Origin of the sequence: Amycolatopsis sp. cg9 (assembly GCF_041346945.1) — a bacterium.
In the GTDB taxonomy this organism is placed as follows: Bacteria; Actinomycetota; Actinomycetes; order Mycobacteriales; family Pseudonocardiaceae; genus Amycolatopsis.
This window is the reverse complement of record NZ_CP166850.1, coordinates 6,333,429-6,351,671: the sequence shown is the minus strand read 5'-3', so window position 1 is coordinate 6,351,671 and position 18,243 is coordinate 6,333,429. Positions and strand designations below refer to the sequence as shown.

The window sequence follows — 18,243 nt, the reverse complement described above, 5'->3', positions numbered from 1 at the left end:
CGTAACCTACCAGCGAGTAGGTCCGAGGTACAGCCGCGTACCACAGCCTCACCCGCCCGTGTGGGCCTACCGCGCGCGCCGGTGCGGACCTAGCGTGGCCATACCGGGTTTTCGGCGGAGGAGAGACGATGCACGGCACGCTCGACCTCGAAGTCGCCGCCCGGCCGCACTACACGCTGGTCACCGTGCGGGGCGGGCTGCACCTCGGCAGCTACCGGCGGTTGCGCGACGGCCTGCTCCAGATCGCGGCGGACGGCCCGGACGCGGTGATCGCCGGCGTCGGCGACCTCGACTTCGGCCCGGTCGCCCCGGTCGGGGTGTTCGCGCACGTCGCCCGGCGGATCCGGATCTGGCCGGGGATCCCGCTCGCACTCGCCACCGGCACCGCCGGTCACGCACGCGCGTTGCGCGCGCACGGGGTCCACCGCGAGGCCGCCATCGGCGAAGACATCCCCAGCGCGGAACGCGCACTGGGCAAGGCGGCCCGGCGGCAGGCTGAGCTGGTGCTGCCGCGCACCGGCGAAGCCCCGGCGCTCGCCCGGGCGGCCGTGCGCCGGGCGTGCGCGGAATGGGGCGTCACGCACTTCGTCTACGACGGGATCCTCGTCGCCGGCGAGCTCGCGACGAACGCGGTCCAGCACACGACGTCCGCCGCCACGCTCCGGCTGGACCTGCGCCACGGGCGGCTGACCGTCGCGGTGCTCGACGACGACCCGCGCCCGGCCGTGCCGTCCCCGCGCCCCCGTCCCGGCTCCGCCGGCCTGGGCCTGCACCTGGTGGCGCACTCGGCGCAGCGGTGGGGCTGCAGCCCACGGTGGTCCGGCGGCAAAGCCGTCTGGGCCGTCCTGACCACCGAACGCCGCACCACCGCACCCGACTGACCAGCCCACGCGGTCAGCAAGGCTCCATCGCCATCAACTCCGCCGATCCGGGCCCGCACCTCGTAACGCACTCCGCACAGCGGTGGGGCTGCAGCCCACGGTGGTCCGGCGGCAAAGCCGTCTGGGCCGTCCTGACCACCGAACGCCGCACCACCGCACCCGACTGACCAGCCCACGCGGTCAGCAAGGCTCTGGATCCATCGCGATCGGCTCCGCCCGCACCGAACACGGCCGGATCGTCCCGCTCCCGCAGTCGATCCGCGCCCACACCACCTTCCCGGCCTCGGTGCCGCGCACGCCCCAAGCCCGCGAAAGTTCGCGCACCAGGAGCAATCCCCGGCCGCGCGGGGTGCCGGGCTCCGGCTCGCCGGCCACCGGGCGCTCGCCGCCGCCGTCGTGCACCTCCAGCAACGCCGAGCACGGGAACGGGTCGGCCGAAGCGGTGACCGTGACCCGGCCGGCGCCGTGTTCGCGGGCGTTCGTGGCGAGCTCGGTCACGACCAGGTGCACCGCCCACAGGTGGTCCGCGCCCAGCCGGGGCAGCGCCCGGGAGGTCCACCGCCGGAGCGCGCTGAGCGGCGGGACCGCGTCCGGCTCGAGCACGAACACCGGCCGGTCGTCCGGGCCCGAGCTCATCCCGGGTCCCCGGAACCCGCCCGCAGCGCCTCCGCCAGCGTCGCGAACCCGCGGACGTCGTCACCGGGCCAGAACATCGACAGCGCGACCGACACCGGGTGCGGCGGGACGACCAGCAGCAGCCGGCCGCCGTCGTCCCGCGCGCGCCGGGCGGCCTGGGCCAGCGCCCGCAGCCCGGCCGCCCCGAGCAGGGTCACGCCGGACAGGTCCACCACCGTGACCGCGGCCGCCTCCTGCCACGTCGCGCGCTGCAGCAACCGCACGGACACCGCATCGATCTCCCCGACCGCGGTCACGACCAGCCAGCCCGGCCGCGGCTCCGTGCGTTCGACCGCGAGGATCTCCTTCGCCGCCTGCCGCCGGACAGCGGACGGCCCGTGCCGGTCCGAGGACATGACGCCCCTCCTCCCGTCCCGGGCCGGGCGACCGGCCCGCCCCCCAAGTCAAGCACGCCGGCGGGCCGTCCGGGGTGCGAGAATACGAGGCTGACGCGGGAGGTCCGCCATGCTGGAACTAGCCGTCCCCATCCTTCAAGCGGTGTTGCGCAACTACCTCGCGGAACGGCCGCCGGCGGCCGAGCCCCGCGGCTGCTGTCGACGGCCGAAGTGCGGACCGGGCGCAGCGAAGAGCCCGACGGGACCGAGACCCGCACGATCGACAACTCCCGTTCGGGCAGCTCGTCGGTCCGCCGCCTGCGCGCCCGGCGCACCTGGACCCGACGGCAGGAGCTCGGCTTCGAGCGGACGACGCGGCGGGCCGCGTCCGGGAGCGTCCAGCTGTTTTCGGTGGCCGAGCTGCGCGGCGAGCTCGAGCGGACGGTCAAGGCGACGCAGGCGGACGCGGTGCAGGAGGAGCGGACGTTCGAGGAGGAGATCGAGGTGACGGTCCCGGCCCGGACCACCGTCGAGGTCCGGCTGCGCTGGAAGCGGATCTGGCAGGAGGGCCACCTCGTCGTCACGACTTCGACCGGCGAGACCTACGAAATCCCGTACCGGGAAGTCGTGGGCCTCACCTTCGACCAGGAGAACCGGGACCGCTGAGCGCGCCGGCCGGTTCACCACCGCCGCCCTCACTCGTGTCCACAGTGGACGAACACCGGACCACCGGGATCGGTGGTCCGGGCGGCGAAAGGGCAGTGTCGGGGGCCGTCAGTACCCGAGCCGGGCCGCCGGATATTGACCGGCCGCGAACCGCGTACCTACGGTCCGGTCACTCTGTCCGGCGGACGCGGCGGCCTGCCCCGCGAACCCCGCCCTTCCCGAGGAGGTGCCATGCTGTCGAGGCGTACCTTCGTCACCGCGGGCCTGGTCGCCGCGGCGAGCACGCCGCTGTGGTCCGCCGCCACCGCGCCGCGCGCCCGAGCCGCCGCGGCTCTGCCGTTGACGCTGAAGAACAATTCGAGCAGCGGCACCGTCTACGCCTACATCAGCGGCGCGGACACCTCGGGCCGCCCCGGCTTCGTCACCGCCGACGGCCGGTTCCAGGCGCTGCCCAACCCGTCCGCGCCGGTGACGCCGATCCCGGACTACGCCATCCCGCTCGGCGCCTCGGGTTCGCAGCTCACGGTGACGCTGACCGACTACCTCATCGGCGGCCGCGTCTGGTTCTCGGTCGACAAGAAGATCCAGTTCTTCGTCAACCCGGGCCCCGGGCTGGTGCAGCCCGGCTTCACCAGCTCGGACCCGAACTGGCAGACGAACTGGACGTTCTGCGAGTTCACCTACAACAGCGCGAACCTCTACGCGAACATCAGCTACGTCGACATGGTCGCGCTGCCGGTGTCGATGGCCACCACCGGCGCGGCGGGCTCGCAATCGGTCAGCCCGCTGCCGAACGGCGCCCTCGGGAGCATCGCGGACGGGCTGCGCGCCCAGCACAACGCGGACGGCGCGCCGTGGGACCGGCTGGTCGTGACCGACTCGTCCGGCAAGGTGGTGCGGGTGCTCGCGCCAGGCCACTCCCCCGTCGACTTCGGCGGCTACTGGACGAACTACCTCAACGCCGTCTGGGACCACTACCGCTCGACGCCGCTGACGATCAACGGCCAGGGCGGGATCGGCTCCTACACCGGCACGGTCAGCGGCGACGCGATCGTGTTCGCCGGCTTGAACACCAACGGCGTGCCGTTCACCAAGCCGAGCGCCATCGACATCTTCGGCTGCGCGAGCGGGCCGCTCTACAACTCCGGCGCGGACGCGCGCGGCGCGATCGCCGCCCGGCTCGCCGCGGCGCTCAACCGCAGCAGCCTGCTGGTGTCCGGCGGCGGCAACCAGCCCGACGGCGTCGCGCCCGCCAACTACTACCAGGACGCCACGACCAACCACTACGCCCGCCTGGTGCACCAGTACGCGTCGATCGGCTACGCCTTCCCGTACGACGACGTCGGCCCGACCGGCGCCCAGCCCGTCGACGGTCACCTGCAGGACCCGGCCCCGACGTCGTGGACGGTCTCCCTGGGCCCGGGCGCGGGCGGCGGCACCACCCCGCCCGGCAGCGGCGGCACGAGCGCGTACTCGACCATCCAGGCCGAGGCCTACAACGCCCAGAGCGGCACGCAGAACGAGTCCTGCGGCGACACGGGCGGCGGCGTCGACGTCGGCTGGATCGCGAACGGCGACTGGCTGAAGTACGCCCGCGTCGACTTCGGCTCGAGCTCGCCGCACCAGTTCGTCGCCCGCCTCGCCTCCGGCGCGGCCGCCGGGGTCAGCGGCGCGATCAAGGCCCGGCTGGACAGCGTCACGGGCCCGGTCCTCGCCGAGATCGACTTCGCGAACAACGGCGGCTGGCAGAGCTGGCAGACGGTGCCGGCCAACGTCGTCGGCTCGGCGACCGGGGTGCACGACCTGTACCTGACGTTCTCCGGCAGCGCGTCGGACTTCGTCAACGTCAACTGGTTCACGTTCACCCGGTGACGCGGTCCGCGGGTCCGGCCACGGCTGCCGTGGCCGGACCCCGCGGTCAGTCGAGGACGCCCTTGACCGCGTCCTTGACCTTCTCGCCGGCCTGCTTGAGGTTGGCCTTGCCCTGCTCGGCCCGGCCTTCGGCCTGCCACTGCTCGTTGTCCGTGGCGTTGCCGAGCGCCTCCTTCGCCTTGCCCTTGAGCTCTTCGGCCTTGTTTTCCAGCTTGTCGTTCACCGCTGCCTCCACCGTCTCGGGTCACGGTGTCACTACCCCGCGGCGCCGCGGCCGAACCCGTTTGGCGGGTCGCCCGACCGGGTACCACTGCCGCGGCGCGCCCCCCGACGTGGCCGCCGGAACGGAGCAGCCCGTGGTCCCGCTCGGTGTCGTCCTCGGTGCGGGCGGCCTGGTCCTCGGGGCCGGCGTCCTCTTCCTCCTCGGTGTGCTGCTGGTCGTCTCCGGGCTCGTGCTGCGCCTGCTCGCGGCCGGCACCGGGCCCGCCTGAGTCCCATCCACCGCCGGACCGGCTCCGAATGCCGGTGACCGCGATGAGGAGGGACGTACCCGTGTTGCTCGACGTAGCCGCCGCCGTGCTGCCCGGCGTCCGCCGGGTCCGGGCGCAGAAGGAGCCCTACGCGCGCGCCTGGGCGGAGGCCGGACGCACCGCCGTGGGCTCCGGCCGGCCGCTGTGGGCCGCGCTCGGCGACTCGATGACGCAGGGCATCGGCGCCGACACGGTCGCCGGCGGCTGGGTACCCCGGCTGAACGCCCGCCTCGGCGAGCCCTTCGCCGTGGTCAACCTGTCCGCGTCCGGCGCCCGCATCGCCGACGTCCTGACCGGCCAGCTGCCCCGGCTGCACGCGCTCCCGGCGGCGCCGGCACTGGTGACGGTCCTGGTGGGCGCCAACGACATGCTGACCCCGGCCCGCCGCCGCGGCACGCCGGAGCGCTTCGCCGAACTGCTCGCCGGGCTCCCGGTGGGGTGTTCGGTGGTCGCCACCCTGCCCCGGGGCAACCCCGAGGCCCGGGCGATCAACGCCCTCATCGAAGCGGCGGCGGACCGCGGGCAGGTCCACCTGGCCGAATTCCGCGGCCCGGCGCTGGGTCCGTTGCGCGGCAGCCTCGCCGCTGACTGGTTCCACCCGAACGACGTCGGCTACGCCCGGATGGCCCGGATCTTCGAGGCCCCGGTGCGCGCCGCCGCGGGGTCCCCGACGTCTTGAATGACTCATTCAGGTCTCCGGAGGTCCTGAACGACTCATTCAAGACACCGGCCCCGCTCAGTGCGCCACCTCCACCTCGAGACCCATCAACCGGACCGTCCGGCGGCGGCGCAGCCAGCCGCGGGCCGGGACCGCGTCCGGCAGTTCGTCGAAAAACGCCTTGCGCTGCGCCGAAGTCGCCGTGCGCCAGCGCATCGCCAGCACCGGGCGGACCGGGGCGATGAAACCGCGCACCCGTTCGTGCGCGCCGGCGAGCCGGGCCTGGTACTCCTGGTCCGGCCGGTAGGCGAGCTGCAGGTCGATCAGCGGGTCGGCGCCGCCCGCCCGGTGCCGGCAGCGTGAAAGCCGCCGGGCGAGCTCGTCGATCGCGACCTGCACCAGGCAGGGCATCTGGTCCTGCCAGCGCCCGAGCCACGGCGCGTGCACCGTCGCCGCGGTCATCTCGTCCGCGAGCACGATCAGGGCCCGGACCGCGGTGCCGGCGAGCTCGACGCGGATCCGCCGCCCGTTCGCGTCGACGAAGAAGTGCAGGACCCGGCCGGCCACGACGGCACCCGAGCGCAGCCCGACCCACTCCCCGACGGCGTCGGGTGAGGGGCAGGACGACACGAAGGTGAACGCGAGGTCGTCGCCGGCGAGGCTCATCGTCACCGGGAACAGGGAACCGAGGTCGTGCATGAACGCCGAGCCGATGACGAGTGCGGCGCGAGAGCCGCCTCCGGTCATCGCCGCCTCCTCCCGTGCGTGCGCGGGCTACACCTGCAGATCGGCTTCGATTCGTTTGAGGTAGTGGCGGGCCAGGGCCAGGTTCGCCCGCTCCCGGTCCAGCACCAGGTAGAGGAACAGCGAATTCCGCGAGGAGTTCATCAACCGGATCAGGTGGTACTGGCGGTGCAACGTGATCAGGATGTCCTCGATGGTGTCGTTGAGCGACAGCGAGGACATGACCCGCAGTTTCGACCGGACGACCTCGGTGTTGCCGGCCGCGGCGACGTCGAGGTCCAGCCACTCGCCGCCGCCGCTGGTACCGAGCGACATGCCGCTGTCGTAGTCGACCAGCGCGACGCCGACGGCTCCGGTGATGGACATGGCTTCCTTGAGGGCGGTGTCGATGTTCATCATCATGCTGCTTCCTTCCATTGTGCGGCTTCTCCGCTACGCGGCCAGGATCGTGCCGATGCGCTCGATGACGGGCCGGGCCTCGAACAGCAGGCGCCCGACGTTGAGTCCCTTGTCCCCGAGCACGACCATCAGCGCCAGCCGCCCCACGGCGTAGACGGCCATGTAGCCCTCGCTGCCGAACACGACGGTCTGGCTGAGCGTGCCCTTCCCCGTCATTTCGGCCGCCTGACGTGCGATTCCCAGGTCGGCGGCGGCGAGCGCGGAGATCTTCGCCGGATCCAGGTGGTCGTCCGCGTCGGCGATGATGGGTATCCCGTCGACGGCGGCGAGCACCGTACCGGTCACGCCGGCGACGTTTTCCCGGAGTTCGCGCAGTTGGGTGGCCAATGCTTCGAAATCCAAAAGTCATTTCTCTCTGGTTCATCAGCCATTCGGGTTTCTTCCGCCGAGCGACCCTACCTTCCTCGCTACTGCGCGCCAATAAGCACGGCAACGCCCGCAGCACTACTACACGATGGAGTGAACCCACACCGGGTTCGTAACAGAATCGAGTAACCACCGGAAATTCCCGGTCATTGATCACCGGAATCGCGGAATCGTCGTTTCCCGTTCCCGGGCGGCCGCGTGAAATGCCGCGACGCGGTCCGGCCGGGACGGCGGCCGATCACCGGCGGGCGCACCCCCGGCGCCGCACCCCCGGCGGCCGGCGGCGCGCGACCGCGGCCCGGCCACCCTGCGCGACGAAGCCCGTAGCCGCTACGGCAGCGCGAAACCCAGTTCCCGCCCGCGCTCCCGCAGCTCCGCGCGTGCATCCGGGTGCGCGACCCGCGCCACGATCTGCCGGGCCTGTTCCCCGGCGTCGTGCCCCCAGATCGCCGCGACGCCGTGCTCGCTCACGAAAAAGCTGTGCTGGAACGACGTCACCGGGCCGGCCAGCCGCGGCACCACGGTCGAGACGTCCGCCTTGGGGTGCCACGACGGGAGCGCGATGATCGCCCGGCCGCCCGGGGAGTGCAGCGCGCCGACCACGAAGTCCGTCTGCCCGCCGAAGCCCGAGTAGATCGCTCCGCGCACCCGGCTCGCGTTGGCCTGCGCGTACAGGTCGACCTCCAGCGCGCTGTTCACCGACACCAGCCGGCGCTGGCGGGCGATCACCGCGGGGTCGTTCGTCTTTTCCGTGCGCAGCAACCGCACCCGGGGGTTGCGGTCGACCCACTTGTACAGCTCGGCGCTGCCGAACACGAACGACGCCGTGACCGGCTCGGCCGGGTCGAGGGCGCCGGCGAGGTCGAGCGCGAGCACGCCGTCGCTGAACATCTCCGACCACACCGCCAGCCCGCGGCGGCCGGTCAGCGCGGCCAGCGTCGCGTCCGGGATCCCGCCGATGCCCAGCTGGAGCGTCGCGCCGTCGGCGACCAGGCCGGCCACCCGCTCGCCGATCTCCCGCGCGGTACCGCCCAGCGGGCGCGGCACCGGCGACCGGAGCGGCTCGTCGACCTCGAGCGCGTAGTCGATTTCGTCGACCGGCAGCAGCCCGTCGCCGTGCGTGAACGGCATCCGCGGGTTCACCTGCGCGACCACCAGGCCGCCGCGGGCGCGGACGGCTTCGATCGCCGCGGGCAGGATGTTGACCTCGGTGCCCAGCGACACGGCCCCGTCGACCGGCACCGACGTGTGCACCAGCACGACGTCCGGTGGCAGCGACTGCTTGAGCAGCTGCGGCACCAGCGACAGCCGGGACGGGAAGTACCGCAGCCCGGCGCGGCCGCGCATCCCCGGCCCGACGAACGGGGTCTCGAGCAGCACGCCCGGCCGGTCCGGCACGCCGTCCTGCGCGTTCAGCGCGAACAGCCGGTACTCCGCGAGCGCCGCGTCGAGGACGGCCAGCGCCCGGGCCGGCGTCGCGAAGTTCCCGCTGACCACCACCCGTGGCACCGGCGCCGCCACCCCCGCCAGCACCGCGCCCAGCTGCTCTTCCGAGAGAACCCGCATGCCGCCATCCGATCATGGTCCGCGCCTCAGCCCGGCATCGGCACCGCCTTCTCCGCGGCGCGGCTGACCTCCTCCCAGCCCGCCCAGGTCGCCATGCGCTGCCGCGAGAGGGTGAAGGCGAGGTCGTAGACCATGCTGCCGAGCAGCAGCCGCAGCGGCGGGTCGTCGCTCCGGACCAGCTTCAGCACGGCTTCGGCGGCCAGCCGCGGCTCGCTGTCGACCGAACCCTCGGCCCACTGCTTCGCGAGTTCCTCCCGCAGCCCGTCGTAGCGCGGGTCCGGCGTGGCCGCGGTGCTGCTGTCGTAGAGGCCGGTCCAGTAGCCGCCGGGCTGGACGACGGTGACCTTGACCCCGAACCCGGCGACCTCGGCGGCCAGCGCCTCGCTCATCCCCTCCAGCGCGAACTTGCTCGCGCTGTAGAGGCCCGTGCTGGGGAACCCGCCGAGCGCGCCGATGCTCGAGATCTGCAGGATGTGCCCGCTCCCCCGGGCCCGCAGGTGCGGCACGACGGCCTGGCTCACCCACAGCGCGCCGAAGAAGTTGAGGTCCAGCTGCGCGCGGGCCTGCGCCTCGCCGAACTCCTCGACCATCCCGGTGTGGAGCGACCCGGCGTTGTTGACCACGACGTCGAGCCGCCCGAAGTGCGCGGCGGCGCGGTCGACGGCGGCGAAGACCGCCGCCCGGTCGGTGACGTCGAGCGGGAAGGCCAGCAGCCGCTCCGGGTGCGCGGCGGCGAGGTCCGCCAGCGGCGAGACGTCACGCGCCACGCCGGCCACCCGGTCCCCGGCGGCGAGCGCGGCTTCGGTGAAGGCGCGGCCGAGCCCCCGGCCGGCTCCCGTGACGAACCAGACGCGCGCGGTTTCCATGGCTTCTCCTCTCACGAGACGGACCGGCCCGTCTCGCCTCGGTGACGTCGAGAGTGCCACGGTCGCACGTCGATCGTCAAGACGGTCCGTCTCGTCTTGCCGGTGCTAGGTTGGGCGGGTGCCCGGATCCCCCGACCCCAGCCGCCGCAGCGAAACCGCGCGGCGAGCCATCCTCGCCGCCGCGCTGGACCTCGCCGGGACGCTGGGCTACGCGAAGCTCAGCATCGAAGGCATCGCCCAGGCCGCCGGCGTCGGCAAGCAGACGATCTACCGCTGGTGGCCGTCGAAGGGCGCGCTGCTGTTCGACGCCTTCCTGACACTCGCGGGCGAAGGCGAGGACGCGGCCCTGCCCGACACCGGCGACCTGGCCGCCGACCTGAAACTGGTCCTCCGTGCCACGCTCACCGAGCTCGCCGACCCGCGCTACGACCGGCCGATGCGCGCCCTGCACACCGAAATCGTCCACGACCCGGCCCTGGCGGCGGACTACGCGAAGCGCCTGGACGGCCCGATGCGCGAGCTGAAGAAGACCCGGCTGCGCAGCGCCCAGGAGGCGGGCGAACTGGCCACGGACCTCGACCTGGACGTGGCCGTCGACCTGCTGTGGGGCCCGCTGCTCAACCGCTGGCTCCAGCGCACCGGCCCGCTGACCCCGGAGTACACCGACCAGCTGGTGGACACCGCCCTGCGCGGCCTGCGGTCACGCTAACACGACCGGAACGGACGCAATTTCCCCCGAATCAGCGAGGAATCAAGGGCGACGAGCAGTTTGCCGCGACCGTCCTCGATCGGATTTTGGACCTCCCGATCGGCAAGGCGCGCGAACCTACCCATGGGACGACGTGGAGACTGGAGGAATGGGCTTACAGCAGGCTCTACCCCACCGAAACCGAACGTCTAGCAGCGCCACCGGGCTGGTCGCACCTACAATCACTGCCGCGGCCACGCCTTACTCGCCCGCAAACCACCGACGAACCGCGTCCCCAACCTCACAGGCAATCGGCTACTCGCACAGCGCTCCCGTGACATACTCGTCCCGGCGCTCGACCGTTGACGACGCAACGGTGTTCAGCTGATGTTCACCGGCGGCAACCTCCTCGCGACTACAGAGCCTCGACGATTACGGGAAGGAGCTCTTTGAGCGCGGCGACTGCGTTCCGGGACGCCGCCAACTTCCACCGGTCATCTTTCTCCTCGTCAGCATGGTCGGAAATTGCCCTGAGAACCATGTAGCCGGTGATCGTCCCATCGTCGCCCTGCTCATAGAAATGACGTGCGACCGCCTCTGCTTCAGTCTCGAGCGCGAGCGTCTTCTCATTGTAATTGCTCAGGAAGGTCCGCTCCTCCGCATCCTTGAACTTCACGACGCGAGGTCCGGTTCCGATCGGACCCCTCTGCAGCGCGAACAGGGAGCGACCAAGCTCCGCGCTCTCGTGGTGCGCGGTGAGCTGTCGTGGCTCACCGTGTCGCGCGAAGTAGTTGTTCAAGGCCGCGACGACACGCACCGGTGGACGGAATGCCGACCCGCGATGACGGGGCCCGTTCGAGGTACTCGCCGCCGGACCGTAATCGATGACGTGGGTACCTATGACGACATCGCCGAGCGTCACATCGGCGTGGATTCCGCCGGCTACGCCGAGCAAGATCAGGAAACGAGGTGAGAAGTGCTCGACGAGGTAGTCGGCGGCGTTGCTTGCCGACGTTTGATTCTGTTCTATCGCTTGGGTCATGACGATCCGCGATCTTCCGGAGCCCGCGGGCACATCGGCTCGATACACGAAGCGCACTCCTCCCGGCCCCCGTTTCTCGGCAGAAGGATCGTGTTCCTCGAGCCACTCGATCACCGCCCGCGATTCTTCTCCGATGATCGTGATGAGGCCGATGTCGCAACTCATGGCGGGAGTAGCGTCCTCTCCTTCTGAGTTCGAGCGCATGAAGGCTTCCAAGAACCGTTCCGGTGTCCGACTGAGCCTTCGATAGGATTCCTCTTCTGCGGTTCTTTCGGTCAGCCGCTCCGCCGCCCGGTCGATGAGGGTCGCGAAGCGCGTCCTCGTGTCACTGGTCAGGCTCTTGGTCAAGTCATCCAGGAACGAGCGTGCCGCTGCGGAATCCAGAGCGTCCAGTGCCGAGAGCGCAGAGCTCACCATGCTGGACGAAGCGGTTCGGTTGAGCGCGCCGGCCACGAACGCACTCGCGTTCGCGACTCCTGCCGGATCGCTTGCAGAGGACGCGGTGACCCCTCGGAGCACGGCGGCTGCTGCCGCGTCACCGGTGAGGCGCTCCGGGATGGTGTCGCTGCGGCGCAGCCGGCCGGCGTCCTCCAGGTTGGACAGGAACCGAGCTGCCAATTCGACGGGGAGCCGTCCGTGTTTCGCCAGCACTGCCGCGGCGGCGGTTTGGTTGATGGGGTCACGATCCTCGAGAAGGATGCCCGTCGTCCACCGGCAGACGTCGTCGTCCCATGGGCCACGGATGACGGCGGCGATGGTCGCGCCACGGAACTTGGCCGCACCTGATCGCGGAGACGATCCCGTGAATTGATCGGCGAGGACTCTCAGCCATTCCTGCGGACGATGGAACAGTGGTGCGACAGCCTGAACTGCTGTTGCCCGTGTCCACAGACTCACATCGCTGTCCGATGCGCACCTCCGCAGAGCATCTGCGACGTTCTCGCCGCCGAGGGCGCCCAGTGCGCGGGCAGCCATGCCGACCACCGCCTCGACGGGATCGCCCAGCCTCCCGAGCAGCGCGGTCCGAGCGTTCTCCGAACCCACGCTGGTCCGAGCGAGGGCGGCCGCAGCGAAGCCGCGCACGTAGCTGTCGGGGTCCCGCAACGCCTCTATCAGCGCCGGCTCGGACAGAGCGTCTCCGATCCGGCCGAGTGCCTGCGCACCGGCCGCTCTACTTCGACCGTCGGGATGGCGGAGAAGGTCTTCCAGTGCAGACCTGGTGCCTGGTCCAGCGTCCACGCCGAGGACGTCAGCGGCCGCCAGCCGAACCGCTCGCCGCGACGATCTCAGGGCTTGGATGAGCACGGTCCGGTCCGCTTCGTCGACCACTTGGCCCAGGGACTGCACGGCCATGCTGCCGACGGCTTCGGACGGATCGTCCAGCGCCTGCTGCAGGTAGGCCACCGCCCCAGCGGAATGTCGCCTTCCCAACGCGACGACGGCGACGAGGCGGACCTCTTCGTCGTCGTCGTTCAGAGCGTGGAGCAGCATACCGTCGTCCGTGCCGGAGCTGTCACCGATCGCGGCGATGGCCGCCCGACGGACTCTGGGATCGCGGTCTGCCAAGACCTCCCTCAGGTCGGACGTCGGGCTCAATCGGGCCATTGCGCGAACAGCTCCGCCTCGCACTTCCGGAGAATCATCGATCAATGCGGCGCGAACCAAGTCCATCGCGGAGGTGAAACCCCCGCGGCCGACGGCGGTGACCGCCGACGAGCGCACAACGTCGTCCTTGTCGATCGCCAGGGCAACCAAGACCGGTACCGATCGCGGGTCTCCGATCCGGCCGAGTGCGGTCGCGACCGAACCGCGGACCCGGGCGACGCTGTCTTTCGCGCTGTTCATCAAAGGAGCGACCGAAGACTCCTGTCCCAGCCAGCCGAGTGCCGTCGCAGTCGCGCCGCGCACGTGCGAGTCCTCGTCCTCCAGCAGCGGGACGAGGATGTCGCAGACGGACGGATCACCGATACGGCCTGCTGCCGTCGCGGCGTTCCACCGGACGGCGGCATCCTCGTCGTGCATCGCCTCGATGATGCTCGGCAGACCTGTCAAATCTCCAATTCTGCCCAGAGCCCCGACTGCCGCCCTGCGGACCCCAGCGTCGGGGTCAGCCGCAACGGGGATGAGCGCGGAAGTCGCGGCCGGATCGGCGAGGACCGCGAGCGCCGCCGCAGCCGTTCCGCGGACATAGGGGACGCAGTCTGCGAGTGAACGACACAACGGATCGATCGCCTCGGGGGCGCCGAGCAGACCCAGTGCCTTTGCCGCTGAGCCGCGGACGTTGTCCATCGGGTCGTCCAGCATCTGTACCAGGATGGGCACCGCCTGGACACCGTTGAGCAGCGCACAGGCCGTGGCCGCGGAACCACGGACTATGGGGTCCACGTCCCGGAGGAGCTCGATGACCCGATCGAGGGAGACGAGGTCGCCGAGCCGGCCAACGGCCTGGGACGTCGTTCCGCGCACGCAGCTCGCAGGATCGTAGAGGAATCCACGCAGGAGTTCTGCATCGGCTGCTCCGCTCCGGTAGATCACCGTGATGGCCGCCGCTCGGTTCACGTCGTCTCGGTCGTCCAGCATCGCGCGAGCGCGGTCCGCGCCGAGTTCGGGATGCACGCTGCCGAGCGCAGTCAGGGCCGCCCCGCGAACCTTGGCCACCGAATGACGGGTCAGCCGGTCCAGGATTGCTTCCCGATTCGGGACGGCCGTCTTCTGAATCATCGAACAGAACGCCACGAGGGATCCCGGTTCGGCGCCATCAAGGGCCGCTACCGCGAGGGCGACATCTTCCGCCGGGAACTCCTCACGAGTCTCGCCCGGTCCGCGGTAGTTGAAGAATCGGAACATGGCGCCGATCGCGGAGAACTGGGTGATCGTATCCTGATCGCTCATGACGGTTACGATCCGATGCACGTCCTGAACGTTGCCACAACGCCCCAGAGCGGTCACTGCCGCACCTCTGGCCCCGCCATCCGCATCGAGGAGCTTGGGCCGGATCTTCTCCGCAGCGGCCGGCGACCCGATACGGCCCAGCGCCGTGAGCGCTTTGCCGCGGACAACGACATCAGCATCGTCCAGGAAATTCGCCAAGGTCGGGATGAATACAGGCGAGCCGATCCTGCCAAGGGCGCTCAGCATGCGAATCGTCGAGTCGATGTCGTCGAGATCCTCGAAGGCGGCCAGCACAGGTGAGTCGACGTCCGGGCGACCGTTCAACTGGATAGCGGCCTGTACGCGCACATGTTTCTCGTCGTCCACCAGCATTCGGATCAGACGGTCCGTGGTGAGCTCCGCGAAGTGGACGGCATCGCCGACGTCCGAGGCGCCTCCCGCGGTAGCTACATCGGGAGCGAGCGATGACGTGGGGACGCCGGTACCTTTGTCACCCGGCGCGCGGTCCGCGCCGGGCGGACGCACTTCCTCCCTCTCGGAGACGTGCTCCTGCACGACGGCGGCGCCTGTTGTGCGCGCCGGCTCGGGGGATGTCGTCTTCGACCTACGCGGGTTGGCCAGCTCCCCCTCGATGGACCTGCGGCGATCGGCCTGGCGGAAGTACTTCTGCAGCTGCCGCCCGTCCAGTGTCCCGGTGATCAGCGCATCCCGGACGAGTGCCCAGACCTCCGTGTCGTCGGCGGCGAGGCCGTCGAGGAGCCCTCTCGAGATTCCTTCTACAGCGGTCGCACGAGGCAGCGACCCGAGTTCGTCCGCCAGCCTGGTCCGGCGCGCGCGCGACATCGTGAGACCACGGCCGAGCGCGCGCCAGGCTTCGTTCTTCGTTTCTTCATCCATGAGGGGGGCGTTGGCGACCACGAGGTCGCAGACCGTCTCGAACCGGAACTCCGCAGCCGCGGCTTTGACGATCATGGCCGTCGCTCTTGCCGGATCGGGCTGCAGGGCGCACCAGTCGGCGATGAAACCTCCGAAGAACTCACCGGACGATGCAATCGGCGGCGGAGTCCGGGGGCCCCAACCCAGCGCAAGACCGCACTCGGCATACCGCTGATGACTGAGCGAGTAGGATCGCGCGGTCACGGCCGATACCTGAACATCCGAATCGATAGGCCCTGCATTCAGAAAGAAGTCGAGGAAGTCGGTCGCAGACTCGGCAGGAAGGCATTTTCCGAGAATCTGGAGAACCTCGTGTCTCGTGAATTCGCCTGACTCGCCGAAGTGGGACAGCACGGCACACGCGGACCAGACTGAATCCACTGACATGCCGGATTCGATGTGGTGACTGACTTTCGGAGGGACCCGGTCGGGTGCCATGTGCCTGTGCGCGGCGTTGCGGACGAGCTCCGCACGCGAGTTGGGATCCCGCACGTCGTCGGTTGTGTGCCGGCTGACGTGTGTGACGAGCGCTTCCAGCAACAGGGGGTTCGACGACAATCCCGCGAGGCCGATCTTCCGCAGCCAAGCAAGGTGCCTGTCCGGATCCAGCCCGTGATCGGCCAGATAGGCTCTTACCTGCTCTTGGGTGAGGTCCTGCAGACGGAGTCGCCGTATAGACCTGAACTCGCCGATCGATTCATCTGCCTGACGGCTCGTCAGCACCACCGCGAGTCCGTGGTTGCCTCCGGCCAACTGAGTGATCAGACGCGCTTCCCGTCCGGTCGGGAACTCGCGACGTATCTCGTTGACGCCGTCGAGGAGAACAACCACCTTCCTGTGTTTGACCCGCGATTTCCAAAGCTTCTCCGGAATTCCAGGAGGTCGCGATTGCCGAACGAAGTCTACAGCGTCCATTCCTTTGGTGATCGGCGCTCGCCTGAGCATGGAAGCGTTCACGAACAGGACTGGCACCTCTGCTCTGAGGAGCGCAATCTCCAGTGCGCGTAGAACGGTCGTCTTTCCGGAGCCGGCCGGGCCGTGCACGACCCAGGTGATCTCCCCGGCGTCGCGGACGTGCACGACGAAGGAGTCGAACGTCATTCGACCTTCGGTTGATCCGTCTGCGCCGTGTTCGAGGAGGTGGGCCTCCGCCCAATGGCGTGGCAGGTGCTTTTCCCGCGCAGCCACGCGTTCTGCGAACAGGCCTGAGTTGGTTTCCGGCATTCAGACGTCCCGACATCTCATCGGCGGACTCGTCGGCAGTGACCGCAGCCTTCCCATCATCTGACGGCGATCGCGAGCACGAACGCTGCAGCGAAGACAACGCCGACGAAGATCTGCAGTCCTTGTATGATGATCCGATAGGACAGAAGTGGCGACGGCCGTGCCGCGTGCGACGCCGCGACGAGTTCCAGGTCCGAGTCCGCGCCGTCTGATGTGCGCTTCTCCTCCAGATTCAGGAGGGCGACCTCGCCGATGCGGACCAGATTGCGTGTTCGTGTGTCCAGCATTGCGAAGGCGGCGCTCGCCACCGCGCCGATCGCGCTCACGCCCGCGGCCACCGCTATGAGGTTGCCGGCACGGGCCTGCACGAAGGCGGCCCCCAGGAACGCGATAGCCACGAGCCAGAAATTCACCAGTTGCATACGTTGCCCGGAGTGCAGAGCGAACCAGTTCCACGCGTACGTCCGGGCATCTGCGTTTGGGTCACCCACTCGACCTCCCCGTGCTGAGTTGTGCCGCGTTGATGCAGGTCATCGGGCCAGAGGGGCACGAAGGACCCGACGACTCTTCCTGCTCGTCCGCAACCGCTTGGTGGTGCGCTGGTTGTATCGTCGATTCTCAGCGTGGATTGTTACGCGTCGTCGTGAAGGCGGCGTGGGCACGTCGATTCCTGGAGACGAGCGAGGTCTCCGGTAGCTGGATCAAAGACGAAGAAGATCATGCGGCCGGAGACCTACCCGTCGTGCACCCACCGCCGAACACGCGGTCCAGACCTAGGTGCTGCGCAGCGAAGGCCGCGTCATCCTCGTCGACACCGGCGTCGGCAACGACCGGGACCGCCCGCAGATCCCCCTGTTCGACCACCTGGCCACGCCGTTCCTCGACCGCCTCGCCGCGGCCGGCGTCCGGCGCGAAGGCGCGGTGCTGTGGGAAGGCGGCCACCGCATCGACCGGAACCTCACCCTGGAGCCCGCGCCCGGCCACACCCCCGGTTCGTCGGTGCTGCGCCTCGCGTCCGGGACGGACCGCGCGGTGTTCGTCGGCGACCTGCTGCACAGCCCGGTGCAGCTCCTCGAACCCGAGCACAGCAGCTGCTTCTGCGAGGACCCGCGGCAAGCCGCCGCCACCCGGCGCGCCGTCCTCGAACGGGCGGCCGACACCGGGGAACTCGTCGTCCCGGCGCACTTCGCGGGCCCGGGCGCGGCCGAGATCCGCCGCGACGGCGGCCGGTTCGCGATCCGCCACTGGGCGGGGTGAATCCTTTCGGCGGGACGCGCCCTCTTATGGGTGTCGTCGTCGAACCGGGAGGAGCGCCGGATGGGGTGGGTCAGCGAGCAGCTCGTGGAAGCCGCGCAAGGGGGTGACCTCGAGTCGCTCACGGCGGTCGTGCACGGGGCGCACCCGCACGTGCGGCGCTTCGCCGACCACCTCTGCGCGTCACCGCAGGACGCCGAGGACGCGGCCCAGGAGGCGCTGATCGTCCTCTACCGCAAGATCGGCTCCCTGCGCGCGACAGCGGCGCTCGCCTCCTGGATGTTCCGGATCGTGCGGAACGAGTGCCTGCGCCGCACCCGGCGGCTGCTGGACACCGGCACCGAGCCCGAGCCCGGGCTCACGGACTCGGCCGAGGACGAAGCGCTCAAGCGGCTCGAAGCCGAGCGCGTCGCACTGGCGATCCAGACGCTGCCGGACGTGCAGCGCCGCGTTCTCGTGCTGCGCGACGTCCTGGGGCAGCCGGGGCGGACGGTCGCGGAGGCGCTCGGCCTCAGCACGGCGGCGATGAAATCCCACCTGCACCGGGCGCGGACCGCCGTCCGCGCCCGGCTGTGATCCCGAAAGGACA

The 18,243-nt window shown here is 70.3% G+C and carries 17 protein-coding genes and 1 pseudogene; 8 read left to right on the top strand and 10 right to left on the bottom strand.

All coding sequences use genetic code 11. The annotated features are described in order from the left end of the window. The first annotated feature begins 128 nt into the window (after positions 1-128). A complete protein-coding gene (locus tag AB5J73_RS29545) occupies positions 129-881 on the top strand; it encodes an ATP-binding protein (protein WP_370961934.1) in 753 nt (250 codons plus the stop codon). 180 nt (positions 882-1,061) lie between these two features. Here AB5J73_RS29545 and AB5J73_RS29540 read toward each other — a convergent pair whose 3' ends face one another. Both AB5J73_RS29540 and AB5J73_RS29535 read right to left on the bottom strand, forming a co-directional pair. Next, entirely contained in the window at positions 1,062-1,517 is a 456-nt protein-coding gene (locus AB5J73_RS29540; RefSeq protein ID WP_370961933.1) for an ATP-binding protein, read from the bottom strand. Beyond that, positions 1,514-1,912 carry an STAS domain-containing protein gene (locus AB5J73_RS29535; protein WP_370961932.1) on the bottom strand — a complete coding sequence of 133 codons (399 nt, stop codon included), beginning with the start codon at positions 1,910-1,912 and terminating at the stop codon, positions 1,514-1,516. The genes AB5J73_RS29540 and AB5J73_RS29535 overlap by 4 nt, the downstream gene beginning before the upstream one ends. A 210-nt stretch (positions 1,913-2,122) precedes the next feature. Between AB5J73_RS29535 and AB5J73_RS29530 the strand changes: the two genes are divergently transcribed. Both AB5J73_RS29530 and AB5J73_RS29525 read left to right on the top strand, forming a co-directional pair. Further along, complete coding sequence (locus AB5J73_RS29530; RefSeq protein WP_370961931.1) at positions 2,123-2,557, top strand: hypothetical protein; 435 nt, start codon at positions 2,123-2,125, stop codon at positions 2,555-2,557. A 231-nt stretch (positions 2,558-2,788) separates the two neighbouring features. Then, positions 2,789-4,429, top strand: a complete 1,641-nt coding sequence (locus tag AB5J73_RS29525) for a beta-1,3-glucanase family protein (RefSeq protein ID WP_370961930.1) — start codon at positions 2,789-2,791, stop codon at positions 4,427-4,429. Positions 4,430-4,475: 46 nt separating this feature from the next. On the opposite strand, the gene AB5J73_RS29520 is transcribed toward AB5J73_RS29525, so the two are convergent. Next, positions 4,476-4,652, bottom strand: a complete 177-nt coding sequence (locus AB5J73_RS29520; RefSeq protein ID WP_247024481.1) for a CsbD family protein — start codon at positions 4,650-4,652, stop codon at positions 4,476-4,478. A 133-nt stretch (positions 4,653-4,785) separates the two neighbouring features. On the opposite strand from AB5J73_RS29520, the gene AB5J73_RS29515 reads away from it, so the two are divergent. Both AB5J73_RS29515 and AB5J73_RS29510 read left to right on the top strand, forming a co-directional pair. Next, a complete protein-coding gene (locus tag AB5J73_RS29515; RefSeq protein WP_370961929.1) occupies positions 4,786-4,920 on the top strand; it encodes a hypothetical protein in 135 nt (44 codons plus the stop codon). 61 nt (positions 4,921-4,981) lie between these two features. Then, positions 4,982-5,638, top strand: a complete 657-nt coding sequence (locus tag AB5J73_RS29510; RefSeq protein WP_370961928.1) for an SGNH/GDSL hydrolase family protein — start codon at positions 4,982-4,984, stop codon at positions 5,636-5,638. Positions 5,639-5,695: 57 nt separating this feature from the next. Here AB5J73_RS29510 and AB5J73_RS29505 read toward each other — a convergent pair whose 3' ends face one another. The 5 genes from AB5J73_RS29505 to AB5J73_RS29485 form a co-directional block, all read right to left on the bottom strand. Next, positions 5,696-6,364, bottom strand: coding sequence for a hypothetical protein (locus AB5J73_RS29505; RefSeq protein WP_370961927.1), 669 nt, complete (start codon positions 6,362-6,364; stop codon positions 5,696-5,698). Between the two features lie 27 nt (positions 6,365-6,391). Beyond that, positions 6,392-6,757 (bottom strand): hypothetical protein, encoded by a 366-nt coding sequence (locus tag AB5J73_RS29500; RefSeq protein ID WP_370973380.1) that lies wholly within the window; start codon positions 6,755-6,757, stop codon positions 6,392-6,394. A gap of 36 nt (positions 6,758-6,793) precedes the next feature. Then, positions 6,794-7,162, bottom strand: coding sequence for a roadblock/LC7 domain-containing protein (locus AB5J73_RS29495; protein ID WP_086864027.1), 369 nt, complete (start codon positions 7,160-7,162; stop codon positions 6,794-6,796). A gap of 354 nt (positions 7,163-7,516) precedes the next feature. Further along, entirely contained in the window at positions 7,517-8,752 is a 1,236-nt protein-coding gene (locus AB5J73_RS29490; RefSeq protein WP_370961926.1) for an acetyl-CoA hydrolase/transferase family protein, read from the bottom strand. Positions 8,753-8,778: 26 nt separating this feature from the next. Further along, the gene (locus AB5J73_RS29485) at positions 8,779-9,618 is read right to left on the bottom strand and encodes an SDR family oxidoreductase (protein ID WP_370961925.1); all 840 of its coding nucleotides are present in this window, start codon (positions 9,616-9,618) and stop codon (positions 8,779-8,781) included. Between the two features lie 118 nt (positions 9,619-9,736). Between AB5J73_RS29485 and AB5J73_RS29480 the strand changes: the two genes are divergently transcribed. Continuing rightward, positions 9,737-10,327 carry a TetR/AcrR family transcriptional regulator gene (locus AB5J73_RS29480; protein ID WP_370961924.1) on the top strand — a complete coding sequence of 197 codons (591 nt, stop codon included), beginning with the start codon at positions 9,737-9,739 and terminating at the stop codon, positions 10,325-10,327. Between the two features lie 394 nt (positions 10,328-10,721). On the opposite strand, the gene AB5J73_RS29475 is transcribed toward AB5J73_RS29480, so the two are convergent. Together AB5J73_RS29475 and AB5J73_RS29470 are read right to left on the bottom strand one after the other, a co-directional pair. Continuing rightward, complete coding sequence (locus AB5J73_RS29475; RefSeq protein ID WP_370961923.1) at positions 10,722-16,400, bottom strand: HEAT repeat domain-containing protein; 5,679 nt, start codon at positions 16,398-16,400, stop codon at positions 10,722-10,724. Positions 16,401-16,456: 56 nt separating this feature from the next. Further along, complete coding sequence (locus AB5J73_RS29470; protein WP_370961922.1) at positions 16,457-16,798, bottom strand: hypothetical protein; 342 nt, start codon at positions 16,796-16,798, stop codon at positions 16,457-16,459. A 379-nt stretch (positions 16,799-17,177) separates the two neighbouring features. Between AB5J73_RS29470 and AB5J73_RS29465 the strand changes: the two are divergent. Both AB5J73_RS29465 and AB5J73_RS29460 read left to right on the top strand, forming a co-directional pair. After that, a pseudogene (locus AB5J73_RS29465) lies at positions 17,178-17,657 on the top strand (MBL fold metallo-hydrolase); the annotation flags it as partial. A 60-nt stretch (positions 17,658-17,717) separates the two neighbouring features. Then, positions 17,718-18,230, top strand: coding sequence for an RNA polymerase sigma factor (locus AB5J73_RS29460; protein WP_370961921.1), 513 nt, complete (start codon positions 17,718-17,720; stop codon positions 18,228-18,230). Positions 18,231-18,243 lie beyond the last annotated feature (13 nt).

Coding starts and splice junctions, on each gene's coding strand:
- AB5J73_RS29540 (WP_370961933.1), bottom strand. CDS start 1,517: ATGAGCTCGGGCCCGGACGACCGGCCGGTGTTCGTGCTCGAGCCGGAC.
- AB5J73_RS29485 (WP_370961925.1), bottom strand. CDS start 9,618: ATGGAAACCGCGCGCGTCTGGTTCGTCACGGGAGCCGGCCGGGGGCTC.
- AB5J73_RS29525 (WP_370961930.1), top strand. CDS start 2,789: ATGCTGTCGAGGCGTACCTTCGTCACCGCGGGCCTGGTCGCCGCGGCG.
- AB5J73_RS29500 (WP_370973380.1), bottom strand. CDS start 6,757: ATGAACATCGACACCGCCCTCAAGGAAGCCATGTCCATCACCGGAGCC.
- AB5J73_RS29475 (WP_370961923.1), bottom strand. CDS start 16,400: ATGCCGGAAACCAACTCAGGCCTGTTCGCAGAACGCGTGGCTGCGCGG.
- AB5J73_RS29545 (WP_370961934.1), top strand. CDS start 129: ATGCACGGCACGCTCGACCTCGAAGTCGCCGCCCGGCCGCACTACACG.
- AB5J73_RS29535 (WP_370961932.1), bottom strand. CDS start 1,912: ATGTCCTCGGACCGGCACGGGCCGTCCGCTGTCCGGCGGCAGGCGGCG.
- AB5J73_RS29490 (WP_370961926.1), bottom strand. CDS start 8,752: ATGCGGGTTCTCTCGGAAGAGCAGCTGGGCGCGGTGCTGGCGGGGGTG.
- AB5J73_RS29505 (WP_370961927.1), bottom strand. CDS start 6,364: ATGACCGGAGGCGGCTCTCGCGCCGCACTCGTCATCGGCTCGGCGTTC.
- AB5J73_RS29460 (WP_370961921.1), top strand. CDS start 17,718: ATGGGGTGGGTCAGCGAGCAGCTCGTGGAAGCCGCGCAAGGGGGTGAC.